Source organism: Brevundimonas goettingensis (genome assembly GCF_017487405.1).
Lineage (GTDB): Bacteria > Pseudomonadota > Alphaproteobacteria > Caulobacterales > Caulobacteraceae > Brevundimonas > Brevundimonas goettingensis.
The window spans coordinates 1,500,646-1,515,536 of sequence record NZ_CP062222.1 but is presented as its reverse complement, the minus strand read 5'-3'; the positions used below and the strand labels follow the sequence as shown (position 1 = coordinate 1,515,536).

General features: G+C 67.9%; 14 protein-coding genes. 6 read left to right on the top strand and 8 right to left on the bottom strand.

Going from position 1 to position 14,891, the window contains the following annotated elements:
- Window positions 1-21 precede the first annotated feature (21 nt).
- Both IFJ75_RS07540 and IFJ75_RS07535 read left to right on the top strand, forming a co-directional pair.
- A complete protein-coding gene (locus IFJ75_RS07540; protein ID WP_207931980.1) occupies window positions 22-1,020 on the top strand; it encodes a hypothetical protein in 999 nt (332 codons plus the stop codon).
- Window positions 1,021-1,106: 86 nt separating this feature from the next.
- The gene (locus IFJ75_RS07535) at window positions 1,107-2,474 is read left to right on the top strand and encodes an MATE family efflux transporter (protein WP_207931979.1); all 1,368 of its coding nucleotides are present in this window, start codon (window positions 1,107-1,109) and stop codon (window positions 2,472-2,474) included.
- Here the strand turns inward: IFJ75_RS07535 and IFJ75_RS07530 are convergent.
- The 5 genes from IFJ75_RS07530 to IFJ75_RS07510 are packed head-to-tail and all read right to left on the bottom strand — an operon-like array spanning window position 2,471 to window position 7,550.
- Window positions 2,471-3,562 carry a sialidase family protein gene (locus IFJ75_RS07530; protein WP_207931978.1) on the bottom strand — a complete coding sequence of 364 codons (1,092 nt, stop codon included), beginning with the start codon at window positions 3,560-3,562 and terminating at the stop codon, window positions 2,471-2,473. The genes IFJ75_RS07535 and IFJ75_RS07530 overlap by 4 nt on opposite strands.
- Window positions 3,559-3,894 (bottom strand): type II toxin-antitoxin system PemK/MazF family toxin, encoded by a 336-nt coding sequence (locus IFJ75_RS07525; RefSeq protein WP_207931977.1) that lies wholly within the window; start codon window positions 3,892-3,894, stop codon window positions 3,559-3,561. Before IFJ75_RS07525 ends, IFJ75_RS07530 begins: the two co-directional genes overlap by 4 nt.
- On the bottom strand, window positions 3,881-4,096 hold the full coding sequence (locus IFJ75_RS07520; protein WP_207931976.1) for an AbrB/MazE/SpoVT family DNA-binding domain-containing protein: 216 nt from the start codon (window positions 4,094-4,096) through the stop codon (window positions 3,881-3,883). Before IFJ75_RS07520 ends, IFJ75_RS07525 begins: the two co-directional genes overlap by 14 nt.
- 24 nt (window positions 4,097-4,120) lie before the next feature.
- Window positions 4,121-6,232, bottom strand: a complete 2,112-nt coding sequence (gene parE / locus IFJ75_RS07515; RefSeq protein ID WP_404822080.1) for a DNA topoisomerase IV subunit B — start codon at window positions 6,230-6,232, stop codon at window positions 4,121-4,123.
- On the bottom strand, window positions 6,195-7,550 hold the full coding sequence (locus IFJ75_RS07510) for an O-antigen ligase family protein (RefSeq protein WP_225897042.1): 1,356 nt from the start codon (window positions 7,548-7,550) through the stop codon (window positions 6,195-6,197). The genes parE and IFJ75_RS07510 overlap by 38 nt, the downstream gene beginning before the upstream one ends.
- A 54-nt stretch (window positions 7,551-7,604) precedes the next feature.
- Here IFJ75_RS07510 and IFJ75_RS07505 point away from each other — a divergent pair, with 54 nt between their 5' ends.
- The gene (locus tag IFJ75_RS07505) at window positions 7,605-8,756 is read left to right on the top strand and encodes a low temperature requirement protein A (RefSeq protein ID WP_207931974.1); all 1,152 of its coding nucleotides are present in this window, start codon (window positions 7,605-7,607) and stop codon (window positions 8,754-8,756) included.
- Between the two features lie 310 nt (window positions 8,757-9,066).
- Here IFJ75_RS07505 and IFJ75_RS07500 read toward each other — a convergent pair whose 3' ends face one another.
- Window positions 9,067-11,388, bottom strand: a complete 2,322-nt coding sequence (locus IFJ75_RS07500; protein WP_225897041.1) for a DUF3553 domain-containing protein — start codon at window positions 11,386-11,388, stop codon at window positions 9,067-9,069.
- 153 nt (window positions 11,389-11,541) lie between these two features.
- Here IFJ75_RS07500 and IFJ75_RS07495 point away from each other — a divergent pair, with 153 nt between their 5' ends.
- Window positions 11,542-11,763 carry a hypothetical protein gene (locus IFJ75_RS07495; protein WP_207931972.1) on the top strand — a complete coding sequence of 74 codons (222 nt, stop codon included), beginning with the start codon at window positions 11,542-11,544 and terminating at the stop codon, window positions 11,761-11,763.
- An 18-nt stretch (window positions 11,764-11,781) separates the two neighbouring features.
- Here the strand turns inward: IFJ75_RS07495 and IFJ75_RS07490 are convergent, their stop codons facing one another.
- Together IFJ75_RS07490 and IFJ75_RS07485 are read right to left on the bottom strand one after the other, a co-directional pair.
- Window positions 11,782-12,498, bottom strand: a complete 717-nt coding sequence (locus tag IFJ75_RS07490; RefSeq protein ID WP_207931971.1) for an SIMPL domain-containing protein — start codon at window positions 12,496-12,498, stop codon at window positions 11,782-11,784.
- A 49-nt stretch (window positions 12,499-12,547) separates the two neighbouring features.
- Window positions 12,548-12,772, bottom strand: coding sequence for a ribbon-helix-helix domain-containing protein (locus tag IFJ75_RS07485; RefSeq protein ID WP_207931970.1), 225 nt, complete (start codon window positions 12,770-12,772; stop codon window positions 12,548-12,550).
- A gap of 103 nt (window positions 12,773-12,875) precedes the next feature.
- Between IFJ75_RS07485 and IFJ75_RS07480 the strand changes: the two genes are divergently transcribed.
- Window positions 12,876-13,634, top strand: a complete 759-nt coding sequence (locus IFJ75_RS07480; protein ID WP_207931969.1) for a Coq4 family protein — start codon at window positions 12,876-12,878, stop codon at window positions 13,632-13,634.
- Window positions 13,635-13,757: 123 nt separating this feature from the next.
- Entirely contained in the window at window positions 13,758-14,834 is a 1,077-nt protein-coding gene (locus IFJ75_RS07475) for a hypothetical protein (protein ID WP_207931968.1), read from the top strand.
- The last annotated feature ends 57 nt before the right edge of the window (window positions 14,835-14,891 follow it).

The window sequence follows — 14,891 nt, the reverse complement described above, 5'->3', positions numbered from 1 at the left end:
CGCTCAACCGAAAGGCCCGCCATGTCGCTCATTGCCCTGATATCGGCCCTCGTTCTTGGCGCAGGCGCGGCCCCGGCGCCCGTTCAGATCCAGCAGGACCCGGCGGCGGAGCCCCAGGTGACCCAGCTGCCGTCGGTCGAGGCCCTGGGCCGCGCCGATCAGGACGCGGTGCGCGACTTCGTCGGCCGCGTCGCCGCCCCCGCCAGCGGCCGCGGTCTGGCCCGCTGGGAGGGGCAGGTCTGTCCCGGCGCCGTCAATTTCCAGCCCGAGGTCGCCCAGCCCATCGTCGACCGCATCGCCGATGTCGCGCGCGAACTGGACATCCGTGTCGGCGCGCCCGGCTGCCGGGCCAATATCGTGGTGGTCTTCACCAACAACGGCCCCGGCGTGGCCCGCACCCTGATCGAGAACGACCTGCGGCTGTTCCGCATCGGCGTCAGCGGTCTGGATCAGGGCGCCGCCGCCCTGCGGACCTTCGAGGACGGCGACCAGCCCGTGCGCTGGTGGCCGCTCAGCATGAGTTTCGACCCGCGCACCGGCCAGCGCGCCATGCGGGTGCCCGGCGACCGGGGCGGGGTCAAGGTGGACGAGTGGGTTCAACAGACGATCTGCGGCGGGCCCTGCGGCAACCCCGACGACAGCATTCTGGGCGCCGCTCCCGTCATCGCCATCACCGGCGGAGCGTCGCGGGTCAATTCCGCGACCGAGGACGCCCTGTTCAAGGTCATCGTCATCGTCGACGTGGCCCGCATCGGCGTCGTCAGCGCCGACCAGCTCGGTGACTATCTCGCCATGGTCAGCCTGGCCCAGATCGGTCAGGACGCCGAGACCGGCGGCTTTGACAGCGTGCTCAACCTGTTCGACGGCGGCGCGCAGGGCAGGGGGCTGACCGACTGGGACTGGTCCTATCTGCGCGCCCTCTACGGCGCCGCCGGCGCGCGCCGTTCCCCCGCCTCGCAAGCCGACTCGGTCATCCGCATCATGCGCAGCGATCGCCAGCGCGCCGAGGCTGCCGAATAATACCCGGGCGGATTGACCGCCTAATATTGCCCGGGTAAATCCGCCTCCGAAATCCGTGCTACAGGACGGACACAGGGGAACTCACGATGCAGCACGACCTGACCCAGGGTTCGATCACCGGCCGGCTCTTGGGCATGGCCGCCTTCATCGGCATGGGGCTGCTGTTCCAGACGCTGTATTTCCTCGTCGACCTCTATTTCGTCGCCGGCATCGGGTCCTCGGCAATCGCGGGCGTGGGTCTGGCGGGCAATGCCTTCTTCCTGTGCATGGCGGCGTCCCAGATGGTGGGCGTCGGCGCCCTCAGCCTGATCGCCCGGGCCATCGGGGCGAAGACCTTCGATCAGGCCGACGGCGTCTATCGCCAGTCGATGATCATTGCGCTGGGCCTCGCCGCGATCACCCTCGTCTTCGGGTATCTCCTCGCCCATGCGGGTCTGCGCCTGCTTGCCGCCGATGAGGCGACGGCCCGGGACGGGGTCGCCTATCTCTATGGTTTCCTGCCGGCGCTGGCCCTGATGTACCCCTCCAACGTCCTCGGTTCGGCCCTGCGCGCGGCGGGGGTCGTGCGGCCGACCATGTTGATCCAGACGGGGACCGTGCTGCTCAACGCCGTCCTGGCGCCCGTCCTGATCGCGGGCTGGGGCACGGGCCATCCGCTCGGCGTCTTCGGTGCGGGCCTGGCCAGCTCCATCGCCTCGGCGCTCGGCTTCATCGGCGCCGTCTATGTCTTCGGCCGGTCCCAGACGATCATTGCGAACCCCCTGAAACTGCCGCGCCCGGATTTCGCCGTGTGGAAGCGGATCATCGGCGTCGGCCTGCCGTCGGCGGCGGAGTTCCTCTTGATGTTCATCACCGCGGGCGTCGTCTATGGCGTCATCCGCCATTTCGGCCCCGAGGCCCCGGCCGGTTACGGCGTCGGCTCGCGCGTTATGCAGGCGGTCTTCCTGCCGGCCATGGCGGTGTCGTTCGCCGTCGCGCCCGTGGCGGGCCAGAATTTCGGCGCCGGCCGCGGCGACCGGGTGCGCCGCACGGTCAGGGACGCCGCCGTCCTCTCAACCGGCATGATGCTGGTCCTGACGGCGCTGTGCCACATCCGGCCGGACCTGATGATCGGCGCCTTCGCGCATGATCCCAAGGTGATCGAGATCGGCTCGACCTTCCTGAAGATCATTTCCCTGAACTTCGTCGCCACCGGTCTGATCTTCACCGCGTCGGGGACCTTTCAGGCGCTCGGCGACACCCGTCCGGCCCTGTTCGGCAGCGTCTCGCGCCTGATCACCTTCGCGGGTCCCGCCATCTGGCTCTCGACCCAGCCCTGGGCGCGGCTGGAGCACGTCTGGATGCTCTCGGCCGCCTCGGTCTTCGTCCACATGCTGATCGCGCTCTTCTTCCTGCGCCGCGAGCTGGCGAAGAAGCTGGCCGGTCTGGTCCCGCGCGAGGCGGTTCCGGCCTAGAGTCCGGCCGGATCCACGACCGCATGACGGATGCGCTTGCGGTCCCAGGTCCAGGTCATGTGCACCAGCCCGTCCGCCGTCTGGATCACGGCGGGGTAGGCGTAGCCGCTCGTCAGGGGCTCGGTCTCCAGCGTCAGCACCCGGCGCCACGAGACGCCGTCATCCGACAGGGCCACGGCCAGCGGCCAGCGCGGCCCCTTGCCGGGCGTCGCCGCCGCATGGGCCGTGGGGTTGTAGACGATCAATTGGCGCCCGTCGGCCAGGGTCACGGCGTCGGTTCCCGAGTTGGGGTTGGGCAGGTCTACGGCGCCCAGTGGCGACCACGTCCGCCCGCCGTCCTGCGACCAGGTCGAGGCCAAAGCCCCCTGACGCGTCCGCGCCACGGCCTGCAGCTGCCCGTCCTTGTGGATCAGAACGCTGGGCTGGATGGCGTCGATATTGAGCGGGGAGGGGACGGGATCGCTCTTGGTCCAGCTCTGGCCCTGATCCGCCGACCGCTCGAAATGCAGGCTCCAGCCGGCGCCGGCGTTCGCCCCCACGCCTTCGCCCGCCTCGACGCTGGACGGCGACAGCCAGGCCCCGTCGGCCAGCAGCACCGGCTTGTTCTTGATCGGCCCCAGAATCCCTTCTGGCAGCCGGCGCGGCGGCGACCAGGTCCGCCCGCCGTCGCCCGAGGTCATGACCATGCCCCACCAGTCCTGCGGCGTCGGCCCGACCTTGTAGAACAGGATCAGGGGCTGACCCGGCGGCTGGAACAGCACCGGGTTCCAGGTCGGATGCCGGGTCCCATCGCTCTGCACCCCGTTCGCCACGCTGACGGGCCTACCCCAGCGCCCGCCCTCGCAGCGGGCGAACCAGATCTCGACATCCGGATTACGCTCCTTGGTCCCCCCGAACCATGCGGCGCCCAGAACCCCCGCTCCGATCTCCACAATCGTCGAGGCATGGGCCTCCGGATAGGGCGGGGCGTCCTCGATGAAGCCGAGGCTGAGCAGGGCGGAGGGCGTTTCGGCGCGGACGGATCGCACGGTCGCCAACACGCCGCCGCCCGCCAGCAGGGCTGCCAGTCCGCGACGGCTGGGCTTCATCTGAGGAAGGTGGCGATTTCGGCCGCGACGCCAGCCATCAAGTCAGAAGGCAACTTGCCCAGCGGCTCCATGCGGTTGGCTTCCACCGTCGCGATCTTGCTTGTGCGGATCAGCGACGGCGCGGGCAGGCCTGCCTCTCGATAGCGGTCATCCAGAAGCACATCGCCGGACCATGAGCGATGCTCGGCGCTCGTGATCATGACCACCCAATAGAGATCGGGTCCGCCGACCGACCCCTTCGAGACCACCAGAGCCGGACGACGCTGCCGAACGTCCCTGTCGGTGTAGGGGAAGGGGACCTTGACGATGTCGGCGGCCTTAAAGGTCGCCATAGGCCCGTCGATCCGCGTCGCTGTCCCATTCGTCAAAGTGCACGAACGGATCGTCCTGGGCCGGGGCGCGCGCCTTGGACAGCAGGACCTGACCGTCACGGATTTCGTAGGCCAGTTCATCGCCTTCACGCAGGCCTAGGGCCGTCCGTACCGCTTGCGGCACGGTCGTCTGGGCCTTGGAGGTGATGCGGCTCGTGATCATGCGGTAAGGATGTTCCTTACTGCCCTAGACGTCAAGATCAGCCACCGCGAACTGGGCGTTGTCCTGGATGAAGCGGAAGCGGGCCTCGGCCTTCTTGCCCATCAGACGCTCGACCAGATCCTCGATGTCGTCCTCGCTCTCGGGGACGGTGACGCGGGCCAGGGTGCGCTTCTTCGGATCCATGGTGGTCTCCTTCAGCTGGGAGGCCATCATCTCGCCCAGACCCTTGAAGCGGCCGATCTCGGTCTTCTTGTTCTTGAAGACGGTCGACATCAGCTCGTCGCGGTGGGCGTCGTCTCGGGCGTATTCGGACAGGGGGCCGGCGCTGATCCGGTACAGCGGCGGCAGGGCCATATAGAGCCGACCCTGACGGATCACCTCGGGCATGGAGCGATAGAAGAAGGTGATCAGCAGGGCCGCGATGTGGGCGCCGTCGACGTCGGCGTCCGTCATGATGACGATGCGCTCGTAACGCAGCTGTTCGATGTCGAAGCGCGGTCCGGGCGTGACGCCCAGGGCCAGGGTCAGGTCCGACAGTTCAATGTTCTGACGCAGCTTGTCGGCGGTGGCCGAGGCGACGTTCAGGATCTTGCCGCGCAGGGGCAGGATGGCCTGGGTCGTGCGGTCGCGCGCCTGTTTGGCCGAGCCGCCGGCCGAGTCGCCCTCGACGATGAACAGTTCGGTGCCGTTGGCCGACTGGCGCGAACAGTCCGACAGCTTGCCGGGCAGGCGCAGCTTGCGGGTCGCGGCGGCGCGCTGGACGTCCTTGTCCTTGCGGCGGCGCAGACGGTCCTCGGCGCGGTCGATGACGAAGCCCAGCAGGGTGTTCGCCTGCTTCGGGCTCTCGGTCAGCCAGTGGTCGATGGGGTCGCGCAGCAGCTGTTCGACCAGCCGCTGGCCCTCGGGCGAGGACAGGCGATCCTTGGTCTGGCCCTGGAACTCGGGATTGCGGATGAAGACCGAAATCAGGGCGCCGGCGTTGGCGATCACGTCCTCGGCCGTGATCTGGACCGCGCGCTTCTCGTTGGTCAGCTCGCCATAGGCTTTCAGGCCCTTCACCAGGGCGGCGCGGAAGCCGGCCTCGTGGGTGCCGCCGTCGGGCGTGGAGACGGTATTACAATAGGACGAGACGAAGCCGTCGGCCTCGCCGAAGCCGATGGGCGACCAGGTCACGGCCCATTCGACCGCGCCGGCCTCGCCCTTGCGCTCGACCCGGCCGGAGAAGGCGGGGGTCACGGTTTCAATCTCGCCGATCCGTTCGGCCAGGGCGTCGGCCAGACCGCCGGGGAAGTGCAGCAGGGCGCTGGCGGGCGTCGCGTCGGTGATCCGCTCGGGCGCGCAGGTCCATTTGATCTCGACGCCGCGGAACAGATAGGCCTTGGACCGCGCCATGCGGAACAGACGCGCGGGCTTGAACGCCGCTCCGACGCCGAAAATCTCGGCGTCCGGATGGAAGCGGATCAGGGTGCCCTTCTTCTTGGACGGCTGGATCTGGGCGATCGGGCCCTGCGGAATGCCGCGCGAGAAGGACTGCTTCCACTCGAAGCCGTCGCGCCAGACGGTGACGTCCAGCAGGTCCGACAGGGCGTTGACGACCGAGACCCCGACCCCGTGCAGACCGCCCGAGGTCTCATAGGCCTTGCCCGAGAATTTGCCGCCCGAGTGCAGCACGGTCATGACGACTTCCAGCGCCGACTTGCCCGGGTGTTTGGGGTGGGGATCGACCGGAATGCCGCGGCCGTCGTCCTTGACCGACAGCACGCCGTCGGCGTCCAGATCGACGGTGATCAGCTTGGCGTGGCGGGCCACGGCCTCGTCCATCGCGTTGTCGAGGACTTCGGCGAACAGATGGTGCAGGGCCCGCTCGTCGGTGCCGCCGATATACATGCCGGGGCGTTTGCGGACGGGCTCCAGCCCCTCCAGCACCTCGATCGACGACGCCGAGTAGTTGCCAGGCATCGGCGGTGGCGCGGGCGGCAGGGACGGCCGCTGGGCCTCTACGGGCGCGGCCTTCACCTCGGGCGCGGCCACGGGCGCGCTCGCCGCTGCGGGCGCAGGCGCGGGAGCAGCGGCCGGCTTGGGCGGCTGCGGTTGGTCATCATCGAAGGAGAAGAGATCGGCGGGAGCCATGGGCATACTGTGAGGCGATTCGGGACCGCGTCAGGTAGGCCCCGGCGGCGTTTGGAGCAAGCTTGACGCGGCTTCTGGGGATCACTGCGTCCTGTCCCGTCATCAGGCCACGCGTGAGGATGGCCAGCAACAGGGTCCAGGGCAGGTTGGCGTTGGTCAGCAGCACGCTTTCCGACAGGCTCAGCATCAGGAAGACGGCGAAATAGGCGATGCCGAACCAGCCCTCGCGGTCGCCGCGTCCCGGGATCTGGAACAGGCTCGTCAGGAAGGCGACCAGCACCGTCGCCCCCACGGCGATCGCGCCCGGCCAACCCAGCTGGATCAAGAGGTCGATCCAGCCGTTGTGCGCCGAGGGCACGGGCCACTGGGTCTCGGCCCGGATCCAGGCGGCGGGAATGCTCTCCCGGCCCCAGAAGGCCTGATAGCCGAAACCGGTCCACGGCCGTTCGGCGACCTCGCGCATCAGGGCGGTCCAGATGTCGGTCCGGCCGGTCAGGGACGGGTCCTTGCCCAGCGCCTTGAGCACCACGGCCGGTTCGGTGATGAAGACATAGGCGATCAGGCCGAACAGGACGACGCCGAACCAGACGCCGATCACGGTCAGGGCCGGTCCACCCTTCTTCATCGCCCACAGGGTCCCCACGATGCCGACGCCGATGACCAGACACAGCAGCGAAGTCTTGGATTGGGTCGCCAGCACCAGCAGGACGGTGATCCCGAAGCCGGCCCAGGCCATCTTCGTGCGCTGTTCCTCCAGCGCCAGACAGGCAGCCGCCGCCACGGCGCCCGCGACCATGACCACCCCCATCTGGTTCTTCTCATACCAGAGGCCGCGCCACAGGCCGGCGTTGTCGAACTGGTGCACGCCGATACGCGGGAAGGCGAAGACCATGATCAAACTGCCGATCCCCATCAGCAGGCCCGAGAGCATCAGGACGCGCGGCAACTGCGGCCCTTTGAACACGGCGCCCAGATAGATGGCGAAGACGCTGGAAAAGGCCATGGCGATGGTCCGCCGCGAGGTCACGCCCGGATCGATCGACCAGTATTTCGAGGCATAGGCGTGCAGGATCAGCAGGCCGAGGATGATCAGCGTCGGCCAGGCCTTGATCACCTTGTCGGCGCGCCAGCAGAGCAGGGCGGTGATCACCGCATAGACCGGCAGCCAGATCAGCCGCAGGATCGGCGTCTCCTCCTGCAGAGGGGCGAAGACCGGGCCGATCAGGGCGCCTGTCAGCATGACGATGACGAAGATGACCGCAGCCTGCTCCCACCACGGGGGAGAGGCGTCCGGGGAATCGGGCTCTGGACGGGAGAAGGTCACGGCGGCAGGGTCGCCGTTCGTGCTTAACGAACCGTTGGGATTTGGGGGAAACAGATGACCGACAGCCTGCTCAGGACGCGCGACGGCCATCACGCCCGCGTCGGCTTCGTCGAACTGTTCTTCGACCTGGTCTTCGTTTTCGCCGTGACCCAGATCTCCCACAGCCTGCTGCATCACCTGACCTGGGAGGGGGCGATTCACGCGGCCATGATGGCGGCGGCGGTCTGGTGGTCGTGGATCTACACCAGCTGGGTCACCAACTGGGCCGATCCGGAGCGGGTTCCGGTCCGTGTGGCCCTGTTCGTCCTGATGGGGCTGGGGCTGCTGATGTCGACATCGCTGCCGGAGGCCTTCACCGAAAAGGGGCTGTGGTTCGCCGTCGCCTTCGTCGCCACCTCCATGGTCCGCAGCGGCTTCATGCTGTTCGCCGCGCGCGACAACGCCATGCTCAAGCGCAACTTCCTGCGCATCATCATCTGGCAGATATTCTCCGGCGTCTTCTGGATCGCCGGCGGCCTGATGGAGGGCGAGTGGCGCGTCGGCCTGTGGCTGGCGGCCCTGTTCATCGAATACATCTCTCCGGCCATGTTCTACCGCGTCCCGGGCCTCGGCCGCGCCAACACCGCCGAATGGACGGTCGAGGGCGGCCATATGGCCGAGCGCGTCGGCCTGTTCGTCATCATCTGTCTGGGCGAGTCCCTGCTGATCACCGGCGCCACTTTCGCCGAGGCGACCTGGACGCCCGAGGTCATCGCCGCCGCCGCCGTCGCCTTCGTCGGGACCCTGGCCATGTGGTGGATCTATTTCAGCGCCGCCCACGAGGCCGCCTCGGAGGTCATTTCCAAGGCCTCCGACCCCGGCACCCTCGCCCGCCGCGCCTATACCTACTGCCCGATCCTGATCGTGGCGGGCATCATTGTGACCGCCGTCGGCGACGAGCTGTCTCTGGTCCACCCGACCGGCCACGTAGAGCCCGCTGTCGCCGCCGTCCTGATCGGCGGGCCCTTGCTCTTCATGATCGGCGGCCTGCTGGCCAAGCTCGCCGTCTTCGAGCGCTGGTCCATCCCGCGCGTGGCCGGCTGCGTCGCCCTGGCGGCGCTGTGGCTCGCGGCGCCATTCGTCATGCCGCTCGGGCTGGCCGCCCTGACGACAGCGGTGCTGATCGCGGTGGCGGGCTGGGAGACCTGGAGTTTGCGGACGGCCTGATCCCACACCGTCATCCTCGGGCTCGTCCCGAGGACCCATGGCTGACCTATCGCGGACGGCGACGCTCAAGCGCTCGTCTCAGCCCCGCAGTCCCGCGCGCTGACCGCTGGGTCCTCGGGACGAGCCCGAGGATGACGGAATTAGGGGATCACGCTGCGAGTCAGATCTGCCAGCCGGCGCTCCAACTCGGCGCTGAAGCAGTCGAGCGCTTCATCAAGATCGATGTAAGGGCCGTCATAGTCTTCGGGTTGAGTGGGTTGCGACGGCTTTTCCCGCAGGCTCGGGCTTCTCGAAATCTCGTTCAAAGGTCTTACCCCGCCTTCTCCACGAAGCTGTCGATCACCCGCTTCTCGCCGGCCTTCTCGAAGTCGACCAGCAGCTTGTTGCCCTCGATCGACTGCACGTTGCCGTAGCCGAACTTCTGGTGGAACACCCGCTCGCCGCACTTCCAGTTGGCCCCCGCCTTGGGATCGGCGGTGGCGACCAGTCGGCCGTCGCCCTCGATCACGGCGTGGCGGGCCTGGGCCGATCGCGGCGTCTGGGCGGCGGTGAAGCTCTGGGCCCGCTTCCAGCCCGGCGAGGAATAGCCGCTGCCGAACGACGGGGCGTCGTCCCAGCGCGACTTGGCCTCCTTCATCCCGCCCGAGGCGCCGTAATAGCCGGTGTCGCTCTCGGCCTCGACGTGGGCGATGGGCAGTTCGTCGACGAAGCGGCTGGGGAGTTGCGATGTCCAGCGGCCATAAACCTGACGGTTGGCGGCGAAGGAAATCCGCGCATCCGATTTGGCCCGGGTGACGCCGACATAGGCCAGGCGCCGTTCCTCCTCGAGGCCCTTCTCGCCCTTCTCGTCGATCGAGCGCTGCGACGGGAAGACGCCTTCCTCCCAGCCCGGCAGGAAGACCAGCGGGAACTCCAGCCCCTTGGCTCCGTGCAGGGTCATGATCTGGACCGCGTCATCTCCCGCGCCCTTGTCGAGGTCCATGACCAGCGACACATGCTCCAGATAGGCCTGCAGCGTCTCGAACGACTGCATCGCCTGAACCAGCTCCTTCAGGTTATCCAGCCGCGTCTGGCCGGTGACCCGGTCGGCCTTCTGCATGTCGGTGTAACCGCTCTCCTCGAGGATGGTCTCGGTCAGGTCCCAGTGGCGGGTGTCGGTCGCCAGCGCGCGCCAGCGGTCCAGATCACGCACGAAGGTCGACAGGGCCGTGCGCGTCCGCGCCTGCAGTTCGTCAGAGGTGATCAGGTCCCGCACCGCCGCCATGGCCGAGACGCCGTCGTGCCGGGCGATCTGCAGGATCTTCTGCACCGAGGTGTCGCCGATGCCGCGCTTGGGCACATTGACGATCCGCTCGAAGGCCAGGTCGTCGTCCTCGGACTGGATCAGGCGCAGATAGGCATGGGCGTCGCGAATCTCGGCCCGCTCGAAGAAGCGCGGACCCCCGATGACCGTGTAGGGGATGGCCAGCATGACGAAGCGTTCCTCGAACGCCCGCATTTGAAACGACGCGCGAACAAGGACGGCCATGTCCTTGTATTTCTGACCTTGTCTGCGCGCGGTCTCGATCTCGTCGGCGATCAGCCGGCTCTCGGCCTCGCCGTCCCAGACGCCCCGCACCCGGACCTTGTCGCCTGTCATGTCCTCCGTCCACAGGGTCTTCCCTAGCCGGTCGCGGTTCGAGGCGATCAGGCCCGAGGCGGCCCCGAGGATGTGGTTGGTCGAGCGGTAGTTGCGCTCCAGCTTGACGATCTTCGCGCCCGGAAAGTCCTTTTCGAACCGCAGGATGTTGTCCACCTCGGCCCCGCGCCAGCCGTAGATCGACTGGTCGTCGTCGCCGACGCAGCAGACATTGCCCGTCGAGGAGGTCAGCAGCCGCAGCCACAGATACTGGGCGACATTGGTATCCTGATATTCGTCGACCAGGATGTAGCGGAACCGGTCGCGATATTCTTGAGCGATATCCGCGTGTTTCGACAGGATCGTCAGGTTGTGTAACAAGAGGTCGCCAAAGTCGCAGGCGTTCAGGGTCGCCAGTCGCGCCTGATAGGCGGCGTACAGGGTCTGTCCCTTGCCATTGGCGAAGTCCTCGGTCGTCGGCAGCTTCTCGGGCGTCCAGCCCCGGTTCTTCCAGTGGTCGATGAGGTTGGCCAGCGACTTGGGCGTCCAGCGCTTGGTGTCGATATTGGCCGCTTCCAGCAGCTGTTTCAGCAGCCGCTCCTGATCGTCGGTGTCCAGGATGGTGAAGCTGGATTTCAGCCCCACCAGCTCCGCATGCCGCCTCAGGATCTGGGCCGCCACCGAGTGAAAGGTGCCCAGCCAGCGCAGACCCTCGGCCGACGGGCCGATCAGATGGGTGATCCGCTCGCGCATCTCGCGCGCGGCCTTGTTGGTGAAGGTGACGACCAGCAACTCCCACGGCCGCGCCTTGCCCAGCTTGAGGATGTGGGCCAGCCGCGTGGTCAGGACCTTGGTCTTGCCCGTCCCGGCGCCCGCCAGCACCAGCACCGGCCCCTCGGTCGTCTCCACCGCCAGCCGCTGCTCGGTGTTCAGACCGGCCAGATAGTCGGATGCGCCTTCAGGGCCGCGCGAACGGGCCAGGTCGGAGATTTTCGGGGTCGGCAGATCGGACAAGAGCGACTCGTGGGCAATGCGTATCGCCGGAACATAGTGAGTACGGCGCGCAAAGTCAGTCCCGTCCGTCATCGCCGCCAGTGGTTACCTTGCGGGAACCGCTACGCCTGCGCCTCGTTCTGCCGCCACAGGGACAACGGAAGGGACCAATCCATGACTGACAACGCACCCAACACATCGCGCAGCTCCGGCGGCGGCAACGCCGGCCTCGCCTTCATCGTCGGCGGCCTTCTGGTCGTGGTGGCGGTGATCGCCTGGTTCGTCTTCGCCGGCGGCGGTCTGAACCCGGCGAAGAAGGAGATCGACGTCGACGTCAACCTGCCCAAGGTCGAGGCGCCGAAACTGCCCGACGCCCCGTCGCCTCAGGCCAACTAAATGAAGGCCTTCGGCTGATCATTTCAGCTGATAGGTGACCGTCGTCACGACGCGGACCTTCTTATTCAGCGAGGAGGTCTCGTCGCCGATGTCGTCACGCGCCAGGATCTCGAACGACCCTTGCGTCGCCTGACGGATGCCGCCGAGCGGGGTCTTCGAGTCCTTGGCGAACTGCTCGGCCCCGGTGCGCGCAGAGGCCGTGGCCTCGGCGATCATCGCGGGCCGCACGTCATTGAGCTTGGTGAACACATAGGTCGGCGGGGTGAAGTCCAGCACCACCCCCTGCCGCACCAGTTCGTTCAGGGCGCGGCCGGTCGCGGCGATCCGGTTCACATCGGTCGTGCGCACCACAACGCTCTGGGCGAGGATATAGTGGGGCACGGCTTCGCTGGAGACATATTCCCGGCTCTTGGTGTCGGTGACCTCCAGCCGGCCCAGGGTCACCACATCGTCCCCATACCCCTGAGCCTTCAGGAAGGTGCGGACCAGGTTCAGGTCGGTATCGATCTTGGCCTGGGCTGACTGCAGCTCGTCGCCGGCGGCGGTGAAACGAAGCGACAGCACGGCCAGGTCGCCGGTCACATTGCGCTCCGACACGCCGCGCACCGTCACCTGCCGGTCCCCGACCCGTGCATTGACCACCCCCTTGCCGATGAACAGGCCGGCCCCGATCAGGCCAATGGCGATCAGCCCGCCGAATATGGCCGGGGGCAGCAGGGACTTGTCGAATTGCATGGTGTTTCCTCAAGAGCCTTCCGGGCTCTTTGCGGGAGAATGCGCTCGCCTAGGACGTTGTCAAACGGTGTTTTCCGGCCGCGAATTCCAGCGCCAGAATCCGGCAGGCCGAGGCCAGCGGACGCCGCCCGCGCGTCTCGTCGACCCAGGCCAGAAACCCCGCATGGCTCTGTCCGCGCTCGTCGGCGAAGGCGTCCAGCACCGCCCAGAACTCGGGCTCCAGCGCCACCGAGGTCGCATGGCCGGACAGGACGACGGAGCGTTTCTTCAGCATGGCGTCGTCCGGCTGGGGGAGGGCGGAGGGGGCATGTTAACTCGCCCTTCGCTGCGCTAGAATAGGCTCATCGACATTGATCCGTCACTTGCCGGAACCGCTGATGACGAACGCCGCCTACGCCGACGATTTCGACCGCGTCCGCCCGCAGAAGCTGCGGCCCCTGACGGCCCTTCGCGCCTTCCAGAAGCTGATCCGCGACAAGGAAGACACCGCCCAGGTGTTCGAGATCATGCGCGCCCTGTCGGGTCGGTCGGTGGCGCGCGGCTATAACCGCATGCTGCGTTCGGTCGAGGGCGGGCGTCAGGCCTTCCTCGCCGAGGAGCTGGCGCACAAGCTCGACGATCCGGACTGGCTGGCGCGGTTCGAGGCCGGCACCGTCGGCGCCGCCTATCGCGCCTTCCGCGAGGCCCGGGGCTTCACCGCTGATGGGCTGGCGGACGCCGAGCGCGAGGTCATTCCCTTCGTCGACGCCGAACATCCGATCGTCTGGTACTCGCGCCGGCTGCGCGACGTCCACGACATCTGGCATGTGCTCACGGGCTACGGCACCGATGCGCTCGGCGAGGCCTGCGTCGTCTCCTTCTCCTATGGCCAGACCCGCAACCTCGGCTTCGCCTTCATCGGCTGGGGCGCGGCGCGGGAGATCCAGCGCGAGGTTCGCGACATTCCGGCCCGCAAGGCCGCCTTCCAGGCCTGGAGGAACGGCCGCGCCGCCCGATGGCTGCCCGGCCTCGACTACGACGCCCTGTTCGCCGAACCCCTCGACGCCGCCCGCGCCCGCCTCGGCATCCGCCCGGCCACCGTCTACGCCGCCGTGCCCGAGGCGAAGAAGGCGGGGCTGAAGCTCCGGGCCGCCTGAGGCGCTCCGCCGCTACACCTGTAGTTTCAACTCTGAAATAAACGGGCCATAAAAGCGCCGGTCGGCGAACGCTCCCTTTCGGTCAGGCTTTCCTGGAAAGCCGGTTTTTTTGGAAGGGATGCGATGAAGACCGTGACTGGAGTGACCGGCCTGGCCTTGAGCCTCGGCCTGATGGGGACCGCCGGCGCCGCCAGCGCGGGTGAGACGTGCGACCGGATCGCCGCGACCTTCCCCGGGTCGGCCTGTGTCGAGACGGCTCACGGCGCGGCGGTGGCGCCCGACACGGCCCGGGCAACACAGATGGCCGGCTACGCCGCCGAGGGCGAGCGGCGCTTCGAAACCCATTTCGGCCGGCCCGTCGGCCCCTATGTGGTCTATGAGTTCACCGACAAGGGCACCGTGGGGCAAACCAGCGCGGCGTTGCGGGCGGTCGGCGTCGACAGGGCCCTGCCGCAGCCGACCCTTCAGGCCCAGAAGGAGATGCGCATCAAGGCCCTGCAGGAGGGCGCCGTGCCCCAGATGCGCGCCGCGGGCCGGACCGAGGCGATGATTGAACAGGCCGTCGCCACCCGCATGGCCGCCATGGACACCGACATCTCCGTGCGCGAGGCCTCGGTCCTGCCGCATGAGCTGTCGCATCAGTGGTACGTTCAGGCCGGCTGGCCGACCGCCCATTCCGATGCCGGCGGCCACTATGGCGGACCGGGCCCGGACTGGATGGACGAGATGGCCGCCATCCTCGGCGAGAGCGACGTCAATGCCGACGGTCGCCGCCAGCAGTTCCGGCAGCTCTATCAGAACAGCATGCCCACCATGACCGTGGGTCTGCGCAGCGCCGATCTCGTCGATCTCTCGCCCCTTCTGGATCAGGTCCATCCCGCCCATGCCCGGGACCGGGCGGCGGACCGTCCCCGGACCGAGGGCGTGGCCACCACCATCCGCGCCAGCGCGACGGGCGCCATCGACCCGGTCAATCTCTTCTACCTGCGGGTCCGGATGTTCGCCGACTTCCTGATGGCCCGGACGAACGATCCGGCGGTGTTCGGCTCCATCCTCGACGCCTTCAGCCGGGGCGACAGCTTCGACCAGTGGCTGGCGACCGAGGGGCAGGCGCGCGGCCTGGCCCCGGACCGCGCGGGTCTGGAGCAGCAATGGCGGGCCTGGCTGGGCTCCAGCCTCGGCGAGCTCCGGATCGCCTGAGGGCAAGGGGAGGCATAAGCCCCGCTTGTGCCTCCCGGCCCACAATCGCGTTGCGGG